General features: G+C 52.0%; 24 protein-coding genes. 5 read left to right on the top strand and 19 right to left on the bottom strand.

Going from position 1 to position 24,081, the window contains the following annotated elements; all coding sequences use genetic code 11:
* Positions 1–14: 14 nt before the first annotated feature.
* The 5 genes from proC (at position 15) to ACFQ2I_RS05610 (ending at position 4,592) form a co-directional block, all read left to right on the top strand.
* Positions 15–884, top strand: a complete 870-nt coding sequence (gene proC, locus ACFQ2I_RS05630) for a pyrroline-5-carboxylate reductase (protein WP_377562684.1) — start codon at positions 15–17, stop codon at positions 882–884.
* On the top strand, positions 881–2,119 hold the full coding sequence (locus ACFQ2I_RS05625; protein WP_377562681.1) for a 2,3-diketo-5-methylthiopentyl-1-phosphate enolase: 1,239 nt from the start codon (positions 881–883) through the stop codon (positions 2,117–2,119). The genes proC and ACFQ2I_RS05625 overlap by 4 nt, the downstream gene beginning before the upstream one ends.
* Positions 2,116–2,802: a 2-hydroxy-3-keto-5-methylthiopentenyl-1-phosphate phosphatase gene (locus ACFQ2I_RS05620; protein ID WP_377562679.1), complete on the top strand. Its 687-nt coding sequence runs from the start codon at positions 2,116–2,118 to the stop codon at positions 2,800–2,802. The genes ACFQ2I_RS05625 and ACFQ2I_RS05620 overlap by 4 nt, the downstream gene beginning before the upstream one ends.
* Positions 2,799–3,455 (top strand): methylthioribulose 1-phosphate dehydratase, encoded by a 657-nt coding sequence (gene mtnB, locus ACFQ2I_RS05615; protein WP_377562677.1) that lies wholly within the window; start codon positions 2,799–2,801, stop codon positions 3,453–3,455. Before ACFQ2I_RS05620 ends, mtnB begins: the two co-directional genes overlap by 4 nt.
* A gap of 102 nt (positions 3,456–3,557) precedes the next feature.
* Positions 3,558–4,592 (top strand): MerR family transcriptional regulator, encoded by a 1,035-nt coding sequence (locus ACFQ2I_RS05610; protein ID WP_377562675.1) that lies wholly within the window; start codon positions 3,558–3,560, stop codon positions 4,590–4,592.
* 177 nt (positions 4,593–4,769) lie between these two features.
* Here the strand turns inward: ACFQ2I_RS05610 and ACFQ2I_RS05605 are convergent, their stop codons facing one another.
* The 19 genes from ACFQ2I_RS05605 to dapB form a co-directional block, all read right to left on the bottom strand.
* A complete protein-coding gene (locus tag ACFQ2I_RS05605) occupies positions 4,770–5,468 on the bottom strand; it encodes a DnaD domain protein (RefSeq protein ID WP_377562673.1) in 699 nt (232 codons plus the stop codon).
* An 81-nt stretch (positions 5,469–5,549) separates the two neighbouring features.
* Positions 5,550–6,755 (bottom strand): acetate/propionate family kinase, encoded by a 1,206-nt coding sequence (locus ACFQ2I_RS05600; RefSeq protein WP_377562671.1) that lies wholly within the window; start codon positions 6,753–6,755, stop codon positions 5,550–5,552.
* Positions 6,752–7,624 (bottom strand): 3-hydroxyacyl-CoA dehydrogenase family protein, encoded by an 873-nt coding sequence (locus tag ACFQ2I_RS05595; protein WP_377562669.1) that lies wholly within the window; start codon positions 7,622–7,624, stop codon positions 6,752–6,754. The genes ACFQ2I_RS05600 and ACFQ2I_RS05595 overlap by 4 nt, the downstream gene beginning before the upstream one ends.
* A gap of 117 nt (positions 7,625–7,741) precedes the next feature.
* Positions 7,742–9,235: an AAA family ATPase gene (locus tag ACFQ2I_RS05590; protein WP_377562667.1), complete on the bottom strand. Its 1,494-nt coding sequence runs from the start codon at positions 9,233–9,235 to the stop codon at positions 7,742–7,744.
* A complete protein-coding gene (locus ACFQ2I_RS05585; RefSeq protein WP_377562666.1) occupies positions 9,228–9,767 on the bottom strand; it encodes a hypothetical protein in 540 nt (179 codons plus the stop codon). Before ACFQ2I_RS05585 ends, ACFQ2I_RS05590 begins: the two co-directional genes overlap by 8 nt.
* A gap of 133 nt (positions 9,768–9,900) precedes the next feature.
* Positions 9,901–10,386 carry a hypothetical protein gene (locus tag ACFQ2I_RS05580; protein WP_377562664.1) on the bottom strand — a complete coding sequence of 162 codons (486 nt, stop codon included), beginning with the start codon at positions 10,384–10,386 and terminating at the stop codon, positions 9,901–9,903.
* Between the two features lie 29 nt (positions 10,387–10,415).
* Positions 10,416–11,726, bottom strand: coding sequence for an amidohydrolase (locus tag ACFQ2I_RS05575; protein ID WP_377562663.1), 1,311 nt, complete (start codon positions 11,724–11,726; stop codon positions 10,416–10,418).
* The gene (locus tag ACFQ2I_RS05570; RefSeq protein ID WP_377562662.1) at positions 11,701–12,363 is read right to left on the bottom strand and encodes a redox-sensing transcriptional repressor Rex; all 663 of its coding nucleotides are present in this window, start codon (positions 12,361–12,363) and stop codon (positions 11,701–11,703) included. Before ACFQ2I_RS05570 ends, ACFQ2I_RS05575 begins: the two co-directional genes overlap by 26 nt.
* A 5-nt stretch (positions 12,364–12,368) precedes the next feature.
* Entirely contained in the window at positions 12,369–15,266 is a 2,898-nt protein-coding gene (gene dinG, locus ACFQ2I_RS05565; protein WP_377562660.1) for an ATP-dependent DNA helicase DinG, read from the bottom strand.
* A gap of 17 nt (positions 15,267–15,283) precedes the next feature.
* Positions 15,284–16,036, bottom strand: a complete 753-nt coding sequence (locus ACFQ2I_RS05560) for a hypothetical protein (RefSeq protein WP_377562659.1) — start codon at positions 16,034–16,036, stop codon at positions 15,284–15,286.
* A gap of 128 nt (positions 16,037–16,164) precedes the next feature.
* Entirely contained in the window at positions 16,165–16,548 is a 384-nt protein-coding gene (gene panD / locus ACFQ2I_RS05555; protein ID WP_377562657.1) for an aspartate 1-decarboxylase, read from the bottom strand.
* A 6-nt stretch (positions 16,549–16,554) separates the two neighbouring features.
* On the bottom strand, positions 16,555–17,427 hold the full coding sequence (gene panC, locus ACFQ2I_RS05550; protein ID WP_377562656.1) for a pantoate--beta-alanine ligase: 873 nt from the start codon (positions 17,425–17,427) through the stop codon (positions 16,555–16,557).
* Positions 17,428–17,429: 2 nt separating this feature from the next.
* A complete protein-coding gene (panB, locus tag ACFQ2I_RS05545; protein ID WP_377562655.1) occupies positions 17,430–18,305 on the bottom strand; it encodes a 3-methyl-2-oxobutanoate hydroxymethyltransferase in 876 nt (291 codons plus the stop codon).
* A gap of 255 nt (positions 18,306–18,560) precedes the next feature.
* On the bottom strand, positions 18,561–19,550 hold the full coding sequence (locus ACFQ2I_RS05540) for a biotin--[acetyl-CoA-carboxylase] ligase (RefSeq protein ID WP_377562654.1): 990 nt from the start codon (positions 19,548–19,550) through the stop codon (positions 18,561–18,563).
* Positions 19,531–20,802 (bottom strand): CCA tRNA nucleotidyltransferase, encoded by a 1,272-nt coding sequence (locus ACFQ2I_RS05535; RefSeq protein WP_377562653.1) that lies wholly within the window; start codon positions 20,800–20,802, stop codon positions 19,531–19,533. Before ACFQ2I_RS05535 ends, ACFQ2I_RS05540 begins: the two co-directional genes overlap by 20 nt.
* 69 nt (positions 20,803–20,871) lie before the next feature.
* Positions 20,872–22,050 (bottom strand): N-acetyl-alpha-D-glucosaminyl L-malate synthase BshA, encoded by a 1,179-nt coding sequence (gene bshA, locus ACFQ2I_RS05530; RefSeq protein ID WP_377562651.1) that lies wholly within the window; start codon positions 22,048–22,050, stop codon positions 20,872–20,874.
* Positions 22,051–22,117: 67 nt separating this feature from the next.
* Complete coding sequence (gene bshB1 / locus ACFQ2I_RS05525) at positions 22,118–22,813, bottom strand: bacillithiol biosynthesis deacetylase BshB1 (RefSeq protein WP_377562650.1); 696 nt, start codon at positions 22,811–22,813, stop codon at positions 22,118–22,120.
* Positions 22,813–23,235, bottom strand: coding sequence for a methylglyoxal synthase (locus ACFQ2I_RS05520; protein ID WP_377562649.1), 423 nt, complete (start codon positions 23,233–23,235; stop codon positions 22,813–22,815). The genes bshB1 and ACFQ2I_RS05520 overlap by 1 nt, the downstream gene beginning before the upstream one ends.
* A 38-nt stretch (positions 23,236–23,273) precedes the next feature.
* Positions 23,274–24,080, bottom strand: a complete 807-nt coding sequence (gene dapB / locus ACFQ2I_RS05515) for a 4-hydroxy-tetrahydrodipicolinate reductase (RefSeq protein ID WP_377562648.1) — start codon at positions 24,078–24,080, stop codon at positions 23,274–23,276.
* Position 24,081 lies beyond the last annotated feature (1 nt).

Genomic DNA, 24,081 nt, shown 5'->3' with positions numbered 1-24,081 from the left:
GGAGGGAAATCACCATGTCTACACTAACGCAAGGCAGCATTGCCTCCATGCACCTATGCTTCTACGGCGCTGGCTCCATGGCGGAAGCGATTGCCCGGGGACTTATTAACAATGAAATGATACAAGCGGAACGCATTACGATGCTAAATCGGAGCAATGAGGACCGTCTGGCGGAGCTCCATCAACAATACGGCGTGCGGACGAAGCTGCAGGGCTGTTCCCATGCGGGAAGCCTTCGCGAAGCCGACGTCATCTTTCTGGCCATGAAGCCAAAAGATGCAGCGGAGGCGCTGACTGAGCTGAAGCCTCTTCTGACGCCGCGTCAGCTTGTCGTATCCGTCATTGCCGGACTGTCCATCGCATCGATGGAACAACTGCTTGGCGGCGACCAGCCTATCGTCAGAGCGATGCCGAACACCTCTAGTACAATCGGACTTGGCGCGACAGGCATCAGTTATTCGGAAGTCGTCTCAGAACAACAGCGATTGATTGCGGAAGCCATTTTCCAATCCATTGGCATCATTACAGTAGTGGAGGAATCGCTGCAATCCGCCGTCACCGGCGTATCCGGCAGCGGACCCGCGTATGTGTACGCCTTCATGGAAGCGATGATGCAAGGCGCCGACGAGCTGGGCTTGACAGAGGCGGCGGCCAGAGAGCTCGTCATCCAGACCGTTCTCGGCGCAGCCCAGATGGCCCGGACGACCGGCGAGCATCCTGCGGAGCTGCGCAGGAAGGTTACGTCGCCGAACGGGACGACAGAAGCGGCGCTGCGCGTAATGGCGGAAGGCCACCTCGCGCGCACGATCGTCAGCGGGATGCGCCGCAGCGCGGACAGAGCCGACGAGCTGGGCGAAGCGATTGAAAGGAGTATGGCGCAATGACAACAAGCAGCGTATGTATTGCCACTTACAGAGCTTATGACGACAAGGCCGACTTCCACAAGAAAGCCCACTCCATCGCGGTCGGTCTTACGGTAGGAAGCTGGACGGAGCTACCGCAAGCGAAAAAAGAGGAAATGGAGAAGCATCTCGGAAAGGTGGTGTCCGTTGCCGTACACGAGCCTGATGATGCGCTCCCAGGCAGTCGCTATGCCGATATTGCCATTGCTTATCCTGACCTGAATTTCAGCAGGGATCTGCCCGCGCTCCTCGTCACCGTATTCGGCAAGCTAAGCATGGATGGACGCATCAAGCTCATGGATCTGGACGTGTCGGAATCGTTCGCTTCCGCGTTCCCGGGACCCAAGTTCGGACTGCAAGGCGTCAGACAGCTGCTTGGCGTGCACGACCGACCGCTGCTGATGAGCATCTTCAAATCGGTCGTCGGTCACGATCTGGCGAATTTGAAGGAGCAATTTTACCGGCAAGCAATGGGCGGCGTCGATCTGATCAAGGATGACGAAATATTGTTCGAGAACCCGCTTACCCCGCTGGAGAAGCGCGTGGAGACCTGTATGGCAGCGGCGCGGCAAGCCGAGGAACAGACGGGCCAAAAGCTGCTGTACGCCGTTAATTTGACCGGACCGACCTCGAGGCTGGCGGACAACGCCCGCAGAGCGATTGCAGCAGGCGCGAACGCGCTGCTGTTCAACGTACTGGCATACGGCTACGACGTATTGCACGAGCTGAGCAGCGATCCCTCCATCTCCGTTCCCATTGCGGCCCACCCCGCAATGGCCGGTGCGATCTATCCTTCGCCCCATTACGGGATGAGCGCTTCGCTCCTGCTTGGCAAGCTGATGCGATTGTCCGGTGCCGATCTGGTGCTGTTCCCTTCCCCTTACGGCTCTGTCGTCATGCCGAAGGCGGAGAATCTGGCTATTAAGGAAGCTTTGCTGCAGCCGCTGCACAACTTGCGGACAAGCCTCCCCGTTCCATCCGCCGGCATTCACCCCGGTCTCGTGCCGCTTATCCTGCAGGACTTCGGCCATGAAGTCGTAGTCAATGCCGGCGGCGGCATTCACGGCCATCCTATGGGTACGGAAGCCGGCGGCTCCGCATTCCGTCAAGCGATTGCGGCCGCTATGAACGGCGTGCCGCTGGAAGAGGCGGCGAGTCAAGTGGGCCATGCGCCTTTAAAGGCAGCTATCGAAGCATGGGGGATCAAGACATCATGAGCAACAAGCAAAGAACAGACAAGAAACGCATCGTATTTTGCGACTTCGACGGGACCATCACCGTCAATGACAACATCATCGCGCTTATCAAGCATTTCAATCCGCCAGGCTGGGAAGACATCGCGAGCCGAACAATCGCTACCGAGCTATCGATCAAAGAAGGGGTAGGGCGTATGTTCCGCCTCCTCCCCTCTTCCATGAAAGAAGAGATGATTCAATACAGTATCTCCAACGCACGCATTCGAGAAGGTTTCCAGACATTTCTCAATTACTGCAAGGGAAATGATATCCAGGTGCTTGTGACAAGCGGGGGCATCGATTTCTTTGTCTTTCCTCTGCTGGAGCCGTTCGGCATTCCGAAGGAGCATATATTCTGCAACGGCAGCGACTTCAGCAGTCCGCAGACGGAGATTCTGTGGCCGCATCCATGCGATGATCACTGCGCGAACGATTGCGGCATGTGCAAGACGACGATTATGCGCCGTTATCCGGCAAGCAAGTATGAGCGGATTATTATCGGAGACAGCGTGACGGATTTCGAAGGCGCCAAGCAGGCGGATATCGTCTTCTCCCGCTCCCACTTGACCGAGAAATGCCGGGAGCTCGGCATACCGCATAACGAATATGAGACATTCCACGATATCATTCACGCCATGGAAGCAGAAAGGATTAATGTAACATGAGCTTTGAACAAATTGCGTTAGAAGACAAGCAACGCGCGCTGCTGGAGCTTCGTGAAGTAAAAGAGCTATTCGCATCCCGCGGCTGGTTCCCGGGAACGAGCGGCAATCTGTCCATTCGGGTGGGCGACTACCAGCCCAATGATTTTCAATTCGCGATTACGGCAAGCGGCAAGGACAAGACCGTTCATACGCCCGAAGACTACCTGTTCGTGGATCAGCACGGCAAGCCATGCGAGCAGACCTCGCTTAAGCCATCCGCCGAGACGCTCATTCATTGCGAAATCTATCGGCTAACGGGCGCCGGTGCGATATTCCATGTGCACACCGTATGGAACAACGTCATCTCCGAATACTTCTGGGACCAAAAGTCCGTGCCAGTCGATGGCGTAGAGCTGATCAAGGGCTTTAACATTTGGGACGAGGAAGCGCATATTGACATTCCGATCGTATCCAACTTCGCCCATATCCCTTCCATCATTCCGGAGGTGACGGAGCGCATCCAGAAGCATATTCCCGGCATTCTGCTCAGGAAGCACGGCATCTACGCCTGGGGCGCCAACGCTTTCGAAGCAAAGCGACATCTGGAAGCATTTGAATTCATCTTTGAATACGTCTATCGCTGGGAGCTGCTGAAGCGAAGCGGCCAGCGTTAAATCAGCAGCGCTTGCTCCCCATCCCTTCGATGGGGAGTTTTCCTTTCCGCTTGACCTTGACGCTGCGTCAACGTTCACAATGAAGGGCAGGAGGTGTGTCAGGTGAAAGTGCATGAAGCGGCCGCCAAGGTCGGAGCAAGCCCGCGGGCTTTGCGTTTCTATGAAGAGAAGGGGCTCATCGCGCCCGTAAAACAGGACGATAATGGCTATCGCCTATACAACGACAACGATGTGGAACGGCTACGGTGGATTGTCGCGCTGAGAGAGCTTGGATTATCCATCGCCCAAATTAAAAATGCGCTTGCTTCAATCGATAAGCCGAGTGCCTTTTTGGAGAAAGTGGATGCCGCCCGGGGAAAGCTTTACGAAGAATGGCTTGCTGCTTCGCAAATGCTGCGTGCCTTCGATGAAACATTAGCGCGATGGCATCAAAAGGAAAACATATCGTTAGATGAAGCAGAAGCAGCCGCTGAGAACATTCGCTCCATCCGCAGCCTGCGCGATAAGTGGAGTGATAAGTGGGACTTTGACGGCATTGCGCGGCAATACGGTACGCATGCTCCTCTGACCGTCCTGCAACATTTCATCAGCCCGTCCGCTTATGACGCAGCACTGGCGCAAACACTGGAATGGCTTGATCCGCAAATGGAAGAAAAGGGACTTGAGCTGGGAGCGGGCAGCGGCAATTTAACGATGCTGCTGGCCGAATCGGGAGCGCAGTTGACAATTGTGGAGCAATCGGCGGAGATGCTAGCCATTTTACGCCAGCGAGTGCCACAAGTTACGGCACGGCGCGGCAATATGCTCAGCTTGCCTGTTGCTTCAAGCCATTACAACTTCATCGCAACCAGCTTTGCCATGCAATATCTTGACCGTCAGCAGCAGCTGCTTGCACTCCAAGAGATGGACCGTGTGCTGCTGGTCGGCGGAAGACTGGTCATTTCGGGATTAATGGCGATTGAAAGCGGGAGTCAACCGGCAGATGAGCCTAAAAGCCGGAATCACGAAGAAGCTGCTCATGCCATCACACCTTCCACTCTGTCTGAGCTGACGGGCTGGCTAAAGCAGCATCATTATGATGTTGTCTCCCGGCATATAACGGAGTCGATTCACATTATTATTGCTGTGAAAATGTAAAAGCGGGGAACCATTATGCGTCTCTAGCAGAGATCAGATCATCCTCGTGTTTTATATTTTTATGAGTACTTATTATTTTTCCATCTCACTTCAATCATTTGCCTAATTGGCTCTCTCCGCCTTCTGCAATAAGAACTTTGCGTTGATTAGTATATTTCTCCAACAAACGTTACGCTCTTACTGCTTGCTTGTTCCGTAGTGCTGCTTCGCGTGGGCTCTGGCCTCGTCGGGATTGGTAACGCGATTGCGGCTCCACTCGAACAGAATACGGTCGATATAGCGTAAGTTCAGCTTGCCTGCGAATACCGCTTCCTTCAATGCGAATCGGATAATCTCCTCCGTATAGCCGTCCACATCCAGCCAGCTGCTGATCGTCTCGCATTCCATCGGCGACAGCAGCCTGCCCAGCTCTTGCTCGAATACGGTGAACAGATCGTTCTCCAGCTGACGCTTCACGTGCGAAGCGTTCGGCTTGTAGTCGGCCCGCTTGGATTGACGCTTCCGATCAGACGACCATTCTGCGGCCTTCAGCAGCCAGCCGTTCCAATTGTACCGCTCCGCTTGCATCCCGTTCGTATCGTCTACATATTCGTCAATCGTAAGGAACCCGTCTTTCATCAGTCTTCCAATCCAGGCGCTGACGTTCTTCTCGCTAACGCCCATCCGTACTGCCAACTGCGCCAGTGTCGGGAAATCATTGTGCTCCGCTTCTCGGAACATGACCAGTTGCAGCATCAGTAGAGCCTCCGTATCTGACAGCCCCAGCTCCTTATAACTACGCAGAAGAACGGACGGCAAGTAAGCGCCGCCTTCTCCCATTGCGGCCGCCATGCCGTGAGAATAGGCTTTCCATAGCTCGTCACTCAACTCCAGCACTCCCCTCTCTTCTCCCGAACAACTCTTGATACAGCACATGCCTGCATCTTCCGCAGAAGATACAAGCATGATGACAACTGGCTATTGAGCTTCATTCACAAGCGCATAGGTGTCTCGTGCAATCAGCAATTCCTCATTCGTCGGTACGACTAGCGCTTTTACCTTCGAACGATCTGTCGATATCTGTCGCGCTTCCTTGCTTCTCGCAGCGTTTCGTTTCTCATCCAGCTCCAAACCAAGGAAGGTCAATCCTTCCATAACAGCTTTTCGCAATACGACGGAGTTCTCGCCGACTCCTGCTGTGAACACGAGCACGTCCAAGCCATTCATGGCGGCAGCATATGCGCCGATATACTTCTTCACGCGGTAGACATACATATCGAATGCGAGCTTCGCATTCTTGTCCCCTTCGTTCATTGCGTCTGTCACTTCTCTCATATCGCTGCTAAGTCCGGATATCGCCAGCATGCCGCTGTGCTTGTTCAGCATGGAGCTGGCCTCGTTCAGCGTCAGCTCTTCCTTGTTCATAACGAATGGCACAATAGCGGGGTCGATATCACCGCTGCGTGTCCCCATCATCAACCCTTCCAATGGCGTCATACCCATACTGGTATCGATCGACTTACCGTCCTTGATCGCCGTGCAGCTGGCGCCATTGCCGATATGGCAGGTAATCATCTTGAGCGATTCCAGAGGCTTATTCAGTACCCGGGCCGCTTTATCGCTCACATATGCGTGAGAAGTCCCATGGAAGCCGTAACGGCGAACGCCGTGTCTGCGGTACAATACCGTGGGAATCGGGTACAGATAGGAGGTGTCCGGCATCGTCTGATGGAACGCCGTATCGAAGACAACGGCTTGAGGAACGCCAGGCAATACATTCTCGACAGCAGTAATGCCCATCAAGTGTGCCGGGTTATGAAGCGGAGCAAGATCGAACAGTCGTTTGATCTCTTTCTTCACTTCCATTGTGACGAGAGCGGAGTTCTTGAACACCTCGCCGCCATGCACAATGCGATGGCCGACTGCCTCGATCTCCGACATGGAAGTGACGACGCCGTATTCCTTATGCGTAAGCAGATCGATTACCCGCTTCACTGCCGATACATGATCTAATATTTCGCTGACGTCGCGAACCTCGAGAGCGCCGACAGGCTCGTGCGTGACGATCGAGGAGTCCATTCCAATCCGTTCAACCCGTCCGCTTGCGAGTACGGACTCGTCCGACATATCATACAGCTGATATTTCAATGATGAGCTACCTGCATTGATAACGAGTATTTTCATGAGATTCGGTCCCCATCCTTGTCGTATTTGAAAAATCCAGAACCGGACTTCACACCCAGCTGACCTGCGCGTACCATCTTCTTCAGCACAATGGATGGACGGTACTTCAGCTCCCCGTATTCCCTGAACATGCGTTCCAGAGCAGCCAGGACAGAATCGAGGCCGAACCGATCCGCCATCTCCAGCGGCCCATGCTGGAAGGAATAGCCGATTCGCATCGCATCGTCGATATCTTCCGCATAAGCGACACCTTCTTGCAGCACATGCAGCGCTTCATTAATGAATAGACAGATGAGCCGTGTCGTCACGAAGCCGGGCGATTCGAATACCATAACACCTTTCTTCTGAATAATCTCCTCGACGAAATGCTTCGTCTCTTTGAACGTTTCGTCAGAGGTTTTCAGTCCCCGCACAATTTCCACCAGATCGATCTTGAATGCGGGGTATATGAAATGAAGACCGATTACCCGATCAGGACGCTTCGTGACACTGGCCAATTCTGTCAAGCTTAGCGTTGAAGTATTACTGGCCAAGATGGCATGCGGCGAGCAAATGCGGTCAATGCGGCGGAAAACTTCCTTCTTGGCTTCCAGCTCCTCTGATATTGTCTCGATCACCAGCTCACACTTCACTAAAGCATCGTAACCGCCTTCTGTATGAATGCGTGACAAGATCAGCTTCTTTTCGGAAGCTGTCAGTGCCCACTTTTCAATTTGCTTATCCAAGCTTACTTTAATCATTTGCAATCCGTATGCAAGGCGCTCCGGAGTTTGCTCCACGAGCACAACTTCCAGCCCGTTCGCGGCAAGCATTTCCGCGATGCCTTGTCCCATCGTGCCAACGCCGATTACGCCAACCTTTTTTATCATGTAGTGATAATGCTCCTTCAAGTCAGAAATTTCACATGCACCTTTATTATAACGGTTTTCAATAAAAAAAGAAGGCAGTCAATGTCACTGCCTTCAAATTGTTAGAAAGTTGAGCGCTTACGCTGCGGAATTTCGGTTCAGCAGGTTCCGGAATTCATCTCCGGACAGCTGTTCTTCTGCCATCAAAATATGCAAGGAGGTGCGGAACACGTCTTGCTTCTCCTGTAGCATATCCTTCGTTCGCTGCATTAAATCATCAAGAATAGCTCCAGTCACCTTACTCCATTGCATTTTGGTAATCATGTCCGCATCTACGATGCCCAGATCCGTCAGACCGGATTCCACCAGTGTTTTCACCAGGTCCAACGCTTGCTGGAAGTCGCCTCTCGAGCCTGTGCTTCGCTCGTCATAGAAGATTTCCTCGGCTGCCGCGCCGCCTAATGCTACCATAATTTGCGATTCCAGGAATCGCTTCGTGTACAAATATTGATCATCCTGCGGATGCTGACGGACGTAACCGAGCGCTCCGCCTCTCGGCGACAAGGCGACTTGCGATACGCTGCCCGGCCGCAGCAGCTCGGCCATAATCGCATGACCCAACTCATGCAGCGCCACCCGTTCCTTCTCTTCATGCGTCGTCTCGCGATCGGTGCGTTCGCCAAGCATCACCTTGTCAATCGCCATCGTCAAATGCTTGTTCGTAATGAGTGCTTCGTTCTCCCGCATGGCATAGATAGCGGCTTCGTTCATGACCGACTCCAGCTGTGCCCCGGAGAAATTGAACGCCTGTGAAGCGACAGACGCGAGATCGCTTCCTTCATGAAGCGGCTTGTTCTTCGCATGGATGTTCAGAATATGCAGCCTGCCCTTCTTGTCAGGCAGTGTGACTTCGATATGCCTATCGAATCTGCCGGGCCTCAGCAAGGCGCTATCCAGCATCTCTTTCCGGTTAGTAGCGGCAATAAGCAAGATGCGCGGCGATTCATTGCCGTATATGCCGTCCATCTCCGTCAGTAGCTGATTCAATGTCTGATCGTATTCGCGATGCTGACCGCCGTCGCGCTTCCCGCCGATTACTTCAATCTCGTCGATGAAGATGATGGCGCTGCTCTTGTTCTCCTTCTTCGCCTTCGCTCTGGCATTCTTGAACAACTCGCGGATACGGCCCGCGCCTACGCCAACGTACATCTCGACGAATTCGCTGCCCGATGCGGCGACATACACTGAATCCGTATGCTGCGCAGCCGCTTTCGCCAGCAGCGTCTTGCCGGTTCCAGGAGGACCGGATAGCAATATCCCCTTGAGCGGGCGGATTCCGAGCTTCTCGATCTGTTCTCTCTTGACCAGGAAGTCAAGCGCTTCGACAAGTTCCTTCTTCGCCCGTTCCTGCCCGCCGATCTCATCGAACGACAGCGGCGCAATCCTGGATTCGCTCCTGCCGGCTCCGCCCGGCATCGCGGCAAGCTTGCCCTTGCCGCTTATCGCCAGGAACAGAACAGCTCCAATCATCATGGCGAACAGTAGCGGAAGCACATTAATCCCCATGAAAGCCACGAACAAAATCGCAACGGGAACGACGCCTATAACAAGCTCAAGCCATCTTTTACGCATTTGGCCACACCCCAAGCTGCTGCGGCGTACGCGGCAATACAATATGCTTGGTTGCCGCTCCGTTCTTCATCGTAATATACACATTGGTATTGTCCATCTCTGTATCCACTTCAAGCTGCTCTGATCCTTGAACGGCCTTCTCCATGGCTGCAGGAATCGCAGAATAGGTCTTCGTCTCCATCGCCTCCGCAATATCGAACAGGGAGGCGTGCCATAGTCGTTCCAGCTCTTCATCGACTTCATCCTTGATCGACACCTCAAGCTGCTTGTCTCCTGCGATATCTTTCACTTCGCGAGCGATATCCCCGTACACTTCCCGCAAGCTTGCGTCTTCCGACAATTGCACAGTTACGGCTACCTTATCCTTGTCAATGACGGGTTCCGCTGCATAAGCAATGCCATTCACTTCATGCAGCATATCATGCAAGGGAGCAGATACCGCTAATTGCTTATATATTCCCCATCCGCCGAACAGGAGAACTGCAGTAGCAGCCGCTGTCAGCACTACAGGTATCAAACGCGGTTTTTGCAAGGTTTTCCCCTCCAGATGTTGTAGTAGATAGATTATCATATATACAATCTTGATATATCAAAGTATATCATATCTTGAGGGGATCAAGTGGGTGTAAAAACAGGAAGCGGAGCATAATCGCTCCGCTTCCTGTCTAGTGAGTCGCTATGAAAAAATGATTCAACTCTTCTCCGTTTCGAAGGGAATAAAAGTGATAAAAAAAACCGTTACTCCCTTGCTGCTTATATTGCATTTCCCAAGCAGGCTGATCCCGAAACCATCCTGGCTGAATGGCCACTAGCTTCGCATCCGCGTGCTCTCTATCGAATAATTGCAGCATATCTTCCTTCGTCATTGTATTCCCTTCTTCCGTCCGGAAGACGACTTCACCGTTCTGCAGAAATACAATCACGGGCTGTCCAGAAGCGTCCGACCCTTGCGCAACCCAGGTTACCTCGTCCCAGATATGCTTGGTCAATGATTCGATTCGCACAAGGCCTGCCGTTTCCGTCACAGCTTGCCTCACTTCCTGCGATTCGGTCCAATTCGGCATTTGAACGCTGCGATAATAGAATACGCCCCATACAGCCAATGTCAACAGGCAAGCTGTAATCAATACCAGCCATCGCTTCTTATTCATCAGCGGCGGTGACTTCCTGTCAATCACCCTCATGTTGCTTGCAGCAACCGCTCGAAGCTGGCCTGCGCATCGCGTCGCAGCTTCTCCTCGTCCAGGAACAGGCATTTCCCTCCGGCAACCACCTGCTTGCCGTCTACCCACACATCGGTCACATCGCGTCCGCTACCCGCATACACCAGATGGGACACGATATCCGTCAGCGGATAGTAGTGAGGCTGATCGATGTCAAGAGCGATGAAGTCCGCCTTCATCCCTTCCCTAAGCACGCCGATATCTTCGCGCCACAGCGCCCTCGCGCCATATACTGTTCCAAGCTTCAGAGCTTCCATGGCAGGAACGGCAGTAGGATCGTTAGTCACTCCCTTATGAAGCAGGGCCGCCATAGCGATCTCCTGGAACAGATCCAGGTTATTGTTGCTTGCGACGCTATCGGTGCCGAGAGACACCTTCACGCCGGCCTTCATCAGATCCGTCACTCTGGCAATGCCGCTTGCCAGCTTCAGATTGCTTACAGGATTATGGGATATTGAGGCGCCTCTCTCTGCGAGCAACGCGATCTCCTCATCGTTCAGATGTACGGCATGGGCAAGAAGCGCCGGACGCGAGAAGAAGCCAAGCGAATCCAGATGCTTCACCGGCCTGCTCCCGTAATCACGAACATTCTGCTCCACTTCCGCGGTCGTCTCTGACATATGGGTGTGCAGCGGCAGATTGTAATCATGTGCTGCCTGTACGAATTGCTCAATGAACGCTGGAGGACACGTGTATGGCGCATGCGGCGACAGCATCGTCGTGATGCGGCCCCCCGCTGCCCCGTTCCAGTCTTTCGCGAATTGGACAGAGTCCTTCAGCTTAGCGCGCTGCTCTTCCTCAGAGCACAGGCCGATGACTCCGCGCATCAGCACACCGCGCATGCCGGCCTGTTCTGTCATAAGCGCTACCTGCTCCATCCGGTCGTACATATCGACGAACGTCGTTGTGCCGCTGAGCAGCATCTCCGCAATCGCAAGACCGCTTCCGACACGCGTGTCTTCACTTCTGTAACGCGCTTCCATCGGCCACATTTTTTGTTCCAGCCACACTTGCAGCGCTTCATCGTCCGAATAACCGCGCAATAGCGTCATCGGTGAATGGCCGTGCGTATTAATGAGGCCAGGCATAATGGCATGGCGGCTTCCATCGAACTTCTTCACATCGGATTGCAGCCATTGCGGCTGCGGCTCCTCTTCGCCGATATAAGCGATGCGATCGTCCGATACGAGCATGTGACCCCTTTTTACGACGGGCAAGGCATCATCCATTGTAACGAACAGGCTATTCTGTATCCATAGCTGACTCATCGTTTTCATCTCCTTCATGATTCAAGTAGTAAGCCAGGCTCAATAATTCCTTCGTGAAGTCCGCATAGTGAATGCGAATTTCTTCCGGGACCCGAAGAATAGCCGGCGCGAAATTTAGTATGCCTTCAATACCCGCATTTGTCAGCTCATTCGCTACGTTTTGCGCTTCATGAGCGGGTACTGTTATAATGCCGACTCGAATATTGTGCTCCTTGATGGATTCAGCAAGCTTGCTCATCGGCTGTACGGTCAAATGGCCGATACTGCTTCCTACCTTCTCGGGGTGATTGTCGAACACAGCGGTAATCTGCATATTGTCTTTGGAATATTTATTGTAGTTGCAGAGCGCCAGACCAAGATTGCCTGCGCCGATCAACGCGACCTTAATCGTTTGGTTCACCTTTAATATTTGACGAATTTTCTCGATCAGATACACGACATCATAGCCGACGCCCTTCCTGCCGAACTCTCCGAAGTAAGCCAAATCTTTACGAATCTGAGCAGGATTCAAATCAAGCTTCACTCCCAGCTCCTGAGAGGACACCGTCTGCACCTCACGTGCATGAAGCTCGTTTAACACCTGTAAGTACAACGGAAGCCGTTTCACTACCGCTTCCGATATTTTGGTTTGCTTCATTGCCGCTATTCCTCCTCTATCGCTGGCACGATCTTTGCTTGGTCATCGGCTGCAACAGTCCGGTCTGACAGCCACTCTTTCATTCTGGGAACGATCTGATCCACATGCATCGTCTCGATTTTTGGGCCGGGCAAGGAATACAGGAAGTGCTTGCCGTAGAATGTTTCGATTACTCTTGTGTCGTATATAATAACAATCCCCTTGTCTTGCGAGGAACGGACCAATCGACCGAATCCTTGCTTGAACTTGATGACGGCTCCAGGAATGGACAGCTTCATGAAGGGGTTCTGGTTCCTCCGCTGCAGTAACTCCGCTTTCGCTTCCAGTACAGGATGGCTTGGCGGCTGGAAGGGCAGCCTGACAATAGCTAGACAGATCAAGGATTCACCAGGAATGTCCACCCCTTCCCAGAAGCTGCTCGTGCCAAGGAGGACAGATTCCGGTTGCTGAAGGAATCGTCTTGTCAGCTTCGATCGGTTGCTGCTGTCAATGCCTTGTCCCAACACATTGATGCCTGCTTCGGCAAGCGATTCCTTAAGAGGATCGTATACGCCTCGCAGCATCCGGTAAGATGTGAATAATACCAGCATTCTCCCCCTTGTTCCGCTCGCCACATCCCTTAATGATTGCACAAGCCTATTCACATAGTCGTCGTTGTAGGAAGCTCCTTTCAGTACCGGAAAGTCTCTGGGAACGATAACCAGGGCCTGCTCGCGGTATTGGAACGGTGACGGCAGCTGAACTGCACGAAGCTTGCCCTTCTCTTCGTAGCCTGCAAGTCCAAGCTGTTCTTCCGCATATTGAAATGTCTTCTTGACCGTCAGCGTCGCCGAAGTCAGCACTATGCTTTCCTTCGCATCGAAAAAATACTGCTGCAGCTTGCGGCTGACATCGATCGGCGCCGCGTACAATTGAACGGAGCGGTGACGGTAAGCGCTATTGCCTTCAATCCAGAACACGAAATCCACCTGTTCCAGCTTCGTCATCGTGCGTAATTCGTCCTTCAGTCTGCTCAAGTCACGCAGGCAGCCGTTCAGGTCCGTCAATACGCCTTGCACACTCTGTTCTTCGCTTCGTTCCTTCACATCGCTAATAAGCTTTTCAAACGTCTTGATTAACCGTGCAAGCTCGACATGAATATTCCCTTCAACTCCGACCGCTTCCTGCCAATGTTCCGATGTCTCTCCTGGAATTAATCGCTTCACAAGCGTACCGTCGCCTTCGGCCTGGACAGAAGCAATATCGCTGAACAACAATTCGAACAGCTTGTCCCATTGCTCCTTCAATTCGCCCAGCTTGGGCAGGCAGTCGTCAATCGTTTCTACCCAAGCTTCTGCGTGGTCATCTCCATCTTCTCTCAACTTATGCCGAAGCGTATGTAAAATCCCTGAACGGGCATCCTTCTGCAAGCGAGTTAATGTACTAATAAGCGTGAAATAGTTCACGAGCGTTCCCAGATGCTTACCCGCCACTTCTTCTACATGATGAGCCTCGTCTATAACAAGGTGGTTATAAGTTGGAAGCAGGCGGTGATCAGCTTGCACATCGGTGAACAACATAGAATGGTTTGTTATACAGACATCGGCGATATTGGATTCGTGCTTGGCGCGATGATAATAGCACCTCTTGAACCAAGGGCATGCACGGTTCAGACAGGAATTGGCGTCGCTTGCTACCGTCGACCAAAATTCAGCACCTCTGCTGCTGAAGTTCAATTCTTCCTGATCGCCGGTCTCGGTCTCACTCAGCCATACGAGCATGGCGGCGGCGGTTATCCCGTCCTCCCCCTTGCTCATAAAATCTCTTGTATTCAACTTATGTTCGAGCTTGCGCATACAGAGATAATTGCCGCGCCCCTTCAAGATGGATGCCTTGAACGGAAAAGGCAGCACTTGGGCGAGTAACGGAAGATCACGATGGCGAAGTTGTTCCTGCAAGTTAATCGTATGGGTGCTGACTACCATCTTCGTGTGATGGCGAATACTGTAATACAATGCTGGAATTAGATAACCGAGTGACTTGCCCGTTCCCGTGCCTGCCTCTATTAACAAATGCTTGCCTTCTTCGAAGGACTGATGCACTTCCTGGAACATCCGGGATTGCGCTTCACGTTCTTCATAGCCGGGGAACAGCTCTTGGAATCGCTGCTTTACACCGTTCAAATATTGCTCGAAGGTCGTGTCAGCGAGCCATTCCTCATCCATCCCTTCATCTTGCCGCGGCGCCTTCTCTTCGCCCCATTCGCCAGCCTGAAGGGCAAACTGCCGATAATAATCATAATCGCTTGCTTCGAATACGGTATGCTGCTCCATGTGAGCGGCCTGCTCCGCGAGAAACCACTGCACATCCTTGCTCTCATCAATCAATGAAGACAGCCGCTGCACAGTAAGCAGCGGCAAAGATCTTAACTTCCGGACACATGTCATGAATATTTCCGCTGTAGCCACCGCATCGCTATCGGCCCGATGGTGATGTTCGTGCACAATGCCGAACTGCTCCGTCACCATGCCTAGCTGATAGGACGTGAGCGACGGATAGAGGATACGAAGAAGCTCAATCGTATCCAGCTTTCGTCCCAAAAATGGCATATACCCGCTATCCTGCAGAGCCCGATCCAAGAAGGAAGCGTCGAAGCCTACATTATGCGCAACAAGTACCGCGTCCTCCAGATACGGCAGCAGCTTTAGAGCAACTTCATCCCATTGCGGGGAGTGCTCCGTCATCGCATGGTCTATACCGGTTAAATTCGTAATAAATTCAGGGATGGCAATCGTTGGTTTAACAAAAGTGCTGAAGTTATCCGTTATTTGCAGCTCGTCATTGACAATGACAAGCCCCACTTGAATAATCTGATCTTCTGTGCCATGTCCAGTCGTCTCCAAATCCAATACGGCATATTTCATTTGCTTCCCCCGACCTTTCACATACAGCACAGCTCCGTGCTACCAAAATATAGGGATAATTGCTTAGGTGTTTCCTGACACGACTTCAAATTGCTTAAAGAGTCGGCGAAGCGGGGATAAACTTCATAGGCCTTCTGGAACAGCTTCTCCGCTTGTGCCAAATTCATGTGGATCGCCTGAATGCATCCAAGAGCATTATAGCCTAAAGCGAGCCACTTCGGAAAGTCCGATAGCACAATAAGCAGTTGAAATTGCCGCTGTGCCTCATTCCAGCTTCGCATATGCATCAAGCTCATCCCCAAGTAAAGCCGCGCCAAATTGCATTCCGGAGCTTGCGCAAGAACGTCGTGAAAGATCGTTGCCGCTTGCGGGAACATGAACAGCTTGTAATATCCCTGGCCTTTGCTCACATCACCGGCAATGTCATCTGGAATATACAGATCCGCTGCGCTGCAGGGCGTGCTGTCAAGACCAGGAGCGCAGATTTCAGCGTCAGATTGGCCGTCTATCGCAGAGTCAGAAGCCTTCTGGCCGCATGCAGCAGCGTCTAAGCCACTAACCGCATTACTGACATCGTCCGCTTGATTTTGTTTGAACTGGGAAAGCTTCTCCTCGAAATTCAACCACAATTCGATAAAGCAATCGCTGGCTTTCTTCAACTCGCTAAGCTGAAGCTCATAGTGCTGTCGCTCCTGCTCCGACGCAGTGGGATACTGTCTCATAATGCCGTCGAGCAGCTTGTGCATCGTCATGAACATATGCTGGAACATACCGCATCCCGCCTTCGTTTTGAATTAAGGAGTGTCACGGTCATTTTTTGTTTTCGGCAGGCTTTTCATACCGTCATCCAGCCGTTACATAATGCAGGAATTCGCGACTAGCGATTAGATGCCAGTTATTACAATACGGTCGCGTGCATTTCTTGAGAGAGCACTTTCAATGGCTTATTGTTCTCATCAAGAATAGTAACTATTGGCTTGTAGCTTCGCGCCTGTTCGTCTTCCATAGCGGCATACGAGATAATAATTACCTGATCCCCAGGCTGAACAAGCCTTGCAGCAGCGCCGTTCAGGCAGATCACGCCGGAACCGCGTTCGCCTGTTATGACATATGTTTCAAACCTGGCGCCGTTGTTGTTATTGACAATTTGAACCTTTTCATTTTCAAGCAGGTCGGCCGCATCCATCAAGTCTTCATCAATGGTAATGCTGCCTACATAGTTTAAATTCGCTTCCGTCACCGTCGCACGGTGAAGCTTGGATTTCATCATCGTTCTATACAAGGCTTCTCACCTCTCGCCGATAGTATACAAGGCATTGTCGATCAATCTCGTCGCTCCGAACTTGACTGCCAGCGCCAGAATAACCGTACCGCTTGCTTCCTGCAAGCATTGCTTTCCCGGCACCCTCTGTAGGGAAGGATATTGCATCAGTTCGACGTAATCGATCTCTGCTTCCTTCATCTTCCCGATCTCCGTCCTGACAGCCTTCAGCAAGCTGTCGACCGTCATCTCCGGCCCCTTCAGCCAGCGTGCTGCATCCTTCAGCACCTTGGACAAGACTAGCGCCTGATGCCGCTGCTCGGGCGATAAGCGCACATTCCTGGAGCTCAACGCCAGACCGTCCGGCTCTCTTACCGTCGGCATCCGGACGATCTCAACATCAAAGTCCAGATCATGCACCAGCTGCTCAATTACGGCAACCTGCTGCGCGTCTTTCATCCCGAAGTATGCGCGATGTGGCTTCACGAGATGGAACAACTTGGCGATGACAATGCCAACGCCGTCGAAGTGTCCCGGTCGGGAAGCACCGCACAGCTGCTCGGTGATTTCGCTCACCTTCACGCTTGTCAACGGCCGAGACGAATACATCTCTTGAACTGACGGGATGAATACGATATCTGTATGGCAGGAACCCGCTAACGCAATATCTCTTGTTTCATCTCTAGGATACGTATCCAGATCTTCATTGGCACCGAACTGCAGCGGATTGACGAATATGCTTAGTACTGTCACCTCGCACTGCTCACGGGCTGCCGTCAAGAGACTGGCATGGCCTTCATGCAGGTACCCCATCGTAGGAACCAGGCCTATCGATTGTCCGTCGTCTGCCATCTCACGTATAGCATGTCGCAACTCCTCTTTCGTACGAACAATGATCATAATTACTGGCTCCTTCCGCCATACAGCGCTTGCGATGCTGCTTCAGCAGCGGATGAAGTTGATTCTGATTGCGGCTGGAACACATGTTCTTCCGCAGGGAATTGTCTTGTCTTCACCTCATCGACATATTGCTCGATCGCTTGCCTTATCGTTGACGCGACGTCGACATAAGGCTTCACGAATCTCTTCTCGATATAAGGGGAAGCGTATTGCAGCAAGTCGTGATAGACGATTACTTGCCCATCGCATCCGCGACCGGCTCCGATGCCTATAACAGGAATAGTCAGTGCTTCACCTATAGCGGCGGCGATCGGCTCTGTCATCAATTCCAGCACGATGCTGAACGCTCCTGCCTGCTGCAGTGCCAGCGCATCTTCCATTAACGCTTTCGCTTCTTGCTCCACCTTGCCCTGCACTCTGTATCCGCTCAACTGATGAACGGATTGCGGCGTAAGTCCGATATGGCCCATAACAGGAATGCCTGCCTTCACCAATGCGCTAACATCATCAGCAATTTCAGCGCCGCCTTCCAGCTTGACAGCCTGTGCGCCGCCTTTCTGCATAATAACCGCAGCGTTATTCAAGGTTGCTTCCCTGCTTACTCCGTAAGTCATGAAAGGCATATCCGAGACGATGAACGTCTCTGCTGCTCCTCTTGCCACTGCGCGGGTGTGGTATACAATATCATCAATCGTTACAGGAATTGTCGTATCATATCCAAGCACAACGTTGCCAAGCGAATCTCCCACCAGAATCATATCGATACCCGCTTCCTGGGCGAGCCTCGCAGAGGGATAATCGTAGGCAGTCAGCATCGTGATCGGCACTTGTTTCTGTTTCATTTTTTGCATGCTTGCAATCGTTAGTCTTTTTTTCATCCGTTTTCCTCCTTACAGTTATTGTGAACACAAAAAAACCTTTTAGCCGCTGCTAAAAAGGTTCCCGTACGTAAAAAGGAAACGTTGTGCAGAACTGCTTCCTTCTGTCTCGGTCCCTACGGCTCAGAGCAGAGTGGGCATTTCCAAATGATGTTAGTCTTGTCATGAGGCATTGCCTTACTCCAGTGCAGTTTCATTGCTGAATACCGCCTGTAAATGTAGTTTAACAAAATTGCTTCCGTTCGTAAACGAGATTTAATGCGGCTCACCCATCTCCGCGGAGAATACAGGGATGACGGAGCCATCCTCGCGCTTGACAGATAAAGCGCCGCTTGGCAGCAGCTCCAGCGGAGTCCCGAGGAACGATTCCATTGGCGTGGTTAATCGCACAGGCTTGCCTAGAGAGACAGACAGCGATTGCCATAATTCCCGGATAGGCTCGAAGCCTTCACTCTTGTAAAGCTCATATAGGTGGTCCCATTGGGCAATAAATGCTGCGATCAACCGCTCTCTGCCAAACGGTTCTCCGGCTGCCAGCCGCAAGGATGTGGCCCGCTCCAGCAGCGATTCGTCACCGTAATCCGCCGCGTTCATATTGACACTTATGCCGATGCCAGCAATGACATATTTCAAGCGCTCGTCTTCTGCAGATGATTCTAGCAAAATTCCGCTAATTTTTTTGCCCTCGACCAACAAGTCATTTGGCCACTTGATGCCAATGGGCAGAGAGGTCGACTCACGCAAACCTTGACATAACGCCACTGCCGTCAGCAAAGTCAATTGTGGCGCACAATGAATCGGCATGGACGGCCTTAGCACCATGCTCATCCAAATTCCTTTTCCTTTCGGGGATACCCAGTTGCGGCCCATGCGGCCTCTGCCGTTCAGCTGCTGCTCGGCAAGGACAAGAGTACCCTCCTGCGCTCCTTCCTCAGCAAGCGCTTTGGCTACATTTTGCGTGGATGCGACCTCCTCCAGCAGATGAATGTCCCGCTGCTTCTCTGTCGAGTTGGCCAAAACATGCCGAAGATGCTCCAGGTTCCAATAATCCGGTTCGAAAGTCAGCCGGTAGCCGAGCTTGGTCGATGCTTCGAATTCATATCCTGCTGCCTCCAGCTTGCGTATATGCTTCCATATCGCCGTTCGGCTTACTTGAAGCTTCTCGCTTATCATCATGCCGGATAGGAATCCATCCCGAGATTGCCTGAACATCTCCAGCATCGTCTCATGGGTTTGATTGCTCATCAATGTTTACCTCGGTTCTCCATATATTAGCTCTTTCAAGTAATTCAGCTTCCGTATTCGGCAATTCGCCGGATGCCGCCTCGCTCAGCAATAGCTGTAGAAGCTCCCGCACCCATGGACCCTTGCGCATGCCCAACGAGCGGCAGAGATCGTTGCCGTTCACCTGCAGCTCCTTCAACGTCCTCACAGGCATCTCCAGTAGCTGCCGTCTTAACCCTTCCAGTTGCTCGGTATCTCTGTGCAGCGGAGCACAACCGGCCGCCTGCGCACAGCGAAGCCAGCTGTGAGCGATAGCTTCTCCATGCGCGAGCACGACATTCAGCCACGCGCTTCTTCGCTCGCTCTCAACTGTTGCCACTGCCATTATAGCATCGACATGAATTATGCTGTAGATGAAGCGGATTCTGTGATTGCCGAAGCGCAATGACTTCAATGCAGACTTGACCTTGTCCGCGGTATAAGACAGAGCGATGAATATGGAAGCCCATCGTTCATCAAGACTGTCCAGCAAGTCCAGCCTTGAAGACTTTAGAGCCTCATGATCTTGTGGTGTCCAAGGCAGTTCTTCCTTCGTATAGTTCAGCAGTCGGCTGCCACCCAACCAGCCAAGCGCACTCGCTGGCGCATCACTGCCGATCATCTTGTCCAGTTCTGCTTGCACTCTCTCCATCGCGATATGGCGCATCAGCTCCCGATGTCTGATTAGAGCGCGCCACAAGCTGGCTGTAGGATAAAGCCTATACACCGCCAGGAAGCGTATAGCTCTCAGCATACGAAGCGCATCCTCCTGGAATCGCTCGTCCCCGGCGCCAACGGGTCGCAGTCGTTGAAGGCGAAGATCCACCATTCCTCCATAGGGATCGTATAAAGCGCCATCTTGACGAATCGCCATCGCATTCATCGTAAAGTCGCGCCGTATCAAATCCTGATCCAGATTATCGATGAACGCCACATGATCCGGCTTCCGGCAATCTCTATATCCCGACTCGATCCGATAAGTTGTCACTTCATATCCGATTCCATCATGCACGACAGTAACGGTGCCATGCGCCAGCCCGGTAGGAATGCACTTCGGGAATATGGCCATCACTTGCTGGGGCGATGCCGAGGTCGCAATGTCAATGTCTTTAAGGGGCAAGCCCAGAACAGTGTCCCGAACAGCCCCTCCTACGAATACGCCTTCGAATTGATGGTCATGTAATCGGTGTAGCAACGGCAGCGCAGCCGTCATTGCAGGCGGCAATTGCAACATAACAATAGCACCTTTCTGTTATCGAACATTCATAATGAATTTATTGTCTGTAACAAGTCTTGCTTAGCCCTAGTCATTGCATATTGCGACAGACTGCTGGGCAAGATCGGACTCTCGGGCAATCCCGAGCACACGATAATAAATATCCTCATATTGCATCGTAATCACATCATTGCAAAATTCATGGCGCGCCCGTTCCATACAAGCGGCTTTAAACCGCTGATGCATCTCCTCGTCCTTCAGAAGAGCGATAACATGCTGCGCCATATCCGCAACGTCGCCTATGTCAGACAGGAAGCCAGTTTCACCGTGAACGACAAGCTCTGGAATGCCTCCGGCTCTAGAACCAATTGTGGGCACACCGCACGCCATCGCTTCCAATGCGACTAGACCGAAGCTTTCTTTCTCTGAAGGAAGAAGAAGTACATCTGCAAGCGAAATAACCTGCGCGACATCTTCCTGCTTGCCCAGAAAGACGACGGAATTTTCCAAGCCCATATTTTTAATTTTGCATTGCATTTTGGACAACTCCGGGCCTTCACCTACCAGCAAAAGCTTCGCGGGCATGACTTCTTGTACGCGATGGAATATATCAATCACATCAGTCACACGCTTTACGGGCCTGAAGTTGGATATATGCATCAGTATTTTCTCGTTCGGATCCGCATAGTCCACTCTCAGACTGCCCACCTCACGGGGATAATACACCCTCTTGTCCACAAAATTATAGGTCAAATCAATTGGTGTAACGATATCCAGCAGACGTCTCGTTTCATGGATGAGGTCTTTCGACACCGCCGTAACCGCATCGCTCTGATGAATGGCCAGTCGGATCAAGTCCTTAAGCGATTCGTCCTGCGCAAGCACGGTAATATCCGTTCCGTGCAGCGTCGTCACTGTTTTCAGACCGTTGTTCATCATTTGCTTCGCCAGGTAGGCGCATACGGCATGAGGAATGGCATAATGCACATGAAGCACATCCAACTGCTGCATCGTCGCTACTTGAGCCATTTTGCTCGCAAGCGACAGATCATACGGTGGATATCGGAAAACATAATAATCGTTCACTTCCACTTCGTGAAAGAAAATATTTTTATGATATTTGCCTAGCCGGAACGGCATGCTATGCGTAATAAAGTGAATTTCATGCCCGCGCTCCGCCAGAAGCTTGCCTAGCTCAGTGGCAACTACGCCCGAGCCTCCGAGCGTCGGGTAACAGGTAATGCCTATTTTCAATTTTCTCGTCATGGCAATCGCATCTCCTATCTGGGAATGATCGTCTAGCTATTGTATTCCCATAGGGTCGTTCAACTTGTCAAAACATTTTGACGGGATACGGTATTTTCGCTGCAAATCCTTCTCCGAAAAGAATCCCCTTGGGTCCGCCAAGCAACGCGTCGCGCGCCTCAACACGTTCCAGATAACCACCAGTCAACGGCGTTTCCACTGCATTGTCGGTGGCTGACAGTTCGAATTGGGACCGATAAGCCCGCAATGCTTGCCGCTTCTGCTCGTAATGGTCCGATACGTCGACAAGCAGCGTGACGTCTTGGCAATCGTTAATATAATAGAAGAGGAGCTGATGGACGGTTATGGCCTCGCCTAGCTCCGGCTTGTAATTGCGCAGCTTCGCATTGAATACAGCCTCTTCCACAATCTTGCTGCATGCGATATGATCAGGATGCCGATCAATCCAATAAGGGGCGAATACCAGGCGCGGCTTGCACTTTCGTATTTCCTTCACGATCAGATCCAACTGTTCTGCCGTCTGAATAATTCCCCGATCAGGAAGCCTCAGATTAGAACGGTAGCTTAAGCGAAGCACTGCGGATGCTTCTTCAGCTTCCTTCTTGCGCAGCTGTACCGTTCCATTGGAAGATAACTCCGCTTCTGTCAAGTCACATATGCCGACGCGATAGCCTGCGGCGGAATGCTTCGCAATTGTCCCGCCCATACCGATCTCCGCATCGTCCGGATGAGCGCCGAATATGAGAATATCCAGCGACTCCATTAGATCTCAACTCCCGGCTTGTACTTGTGCACTAGCTCTCGCCATGCAAAGTCTCCTCGTTCCACCGCTCTTACCAACAGCTCCGCCGTGGCAATATTTGTAGCAACCGGTATCCCCTGCACATCGCATAAGCGAAGCAAAGCAATAATATCTGGCTCGTGAGGCTGCGCCATTAACGGATCTCGCAAGAAAACGATCAGATCCATCTCATTTTGCGCGACCATAGCGCCTATCTGCTGGTCCCCTCCTAGCGGGCCGGACATGAAACGGTGAATATTCAGAGACGTCTGCTCCATTATTCGCATTCCTGTCGTCCCCGTGGAATACAGTGAATGCGGTTGAAATACATGCTCGTAGGCGGTTACGAAATTAACCATTTCTTCTTTCTTCCGATCATGTGCAATAAATGCGATATTCAACATATGTGATCTCCTCTTTCTGTTAGCTGGCAATCCATGTGTTAATCCATAATATGTTCGAATCCATAAATCAAGCCGCTGTAAGTCATAACCTTCTTAACGGCATGATTGACGCCTGGCATATAGCCGGCGCGCTCGTAAGAATCGTGTCTAATTTTCAATGTCTGACCGTGCCCGCCGAAGATAACCTCCTGTTGGGCGAATACGCCCGGGAGACGGACGCTATGTATGCGGAATCCGTTGTAATACCCGCCTCTTGCCCCTTCGATCGTCTCTTCTTCCTTGGGATTGCCTTGACGAAGCTCCTGACGCGTCTCCGAGATCAGTTCTGCAGTCTTGATCGACGTTCCCGACGGCGCATCCAGCTTTTGGTCGCCGTGATATTCGATGATTTCGACATGAGGCATATATTTGGCCGCTTCCGCTGCGAATTTCATCATCAGAATTGCGCCAATCGAGAAGTTAGGCGCAATAAGCGCACCGATCCCTTGCTTCTGGCACAGCTCGTCCAACTCCGTGATCTGCTCGGGCGTGAACCCTGTTGTCCCAATAACAGGACGAACGCCATATTCAATCGCTGTTCTTGTATTGGAATAAGCGGCTTGCGGGACAGTGAAATCGACTAGCACATCCGCTTTCACCGTATTGAGAGCTTCCGCGAGATTAGCGCTAATTGTCACGCCAGTTTCCCCAGCGCCAATAATGGTTCCTGCATCTACAGGACCTGCTGAAGGATCAATTGCTGCCACAAGCTGCAACGCTTCATCCTCCAGCACCATTTTAACGACCTCTTTTCCCATTCTTCCTCCCGCGCCGGTTACTGCAACTTTTATTTTATCATTCGACATA

Source organism: Paenibacillus chungangensis, assembly GCF_042675905.1.
Taxonomy (GTDB): domain Bacteria; phylum Bacillota; class Bacilli; order Paenibacillales; family Paenibacillaceae; genus Pristimantibacillus; species Pristimantibacillus chungangensis.
Note: the sequence above shows the minus strand (reverse complement) of the source record. Positions and strands in the feature narration are given on the sequence as shown.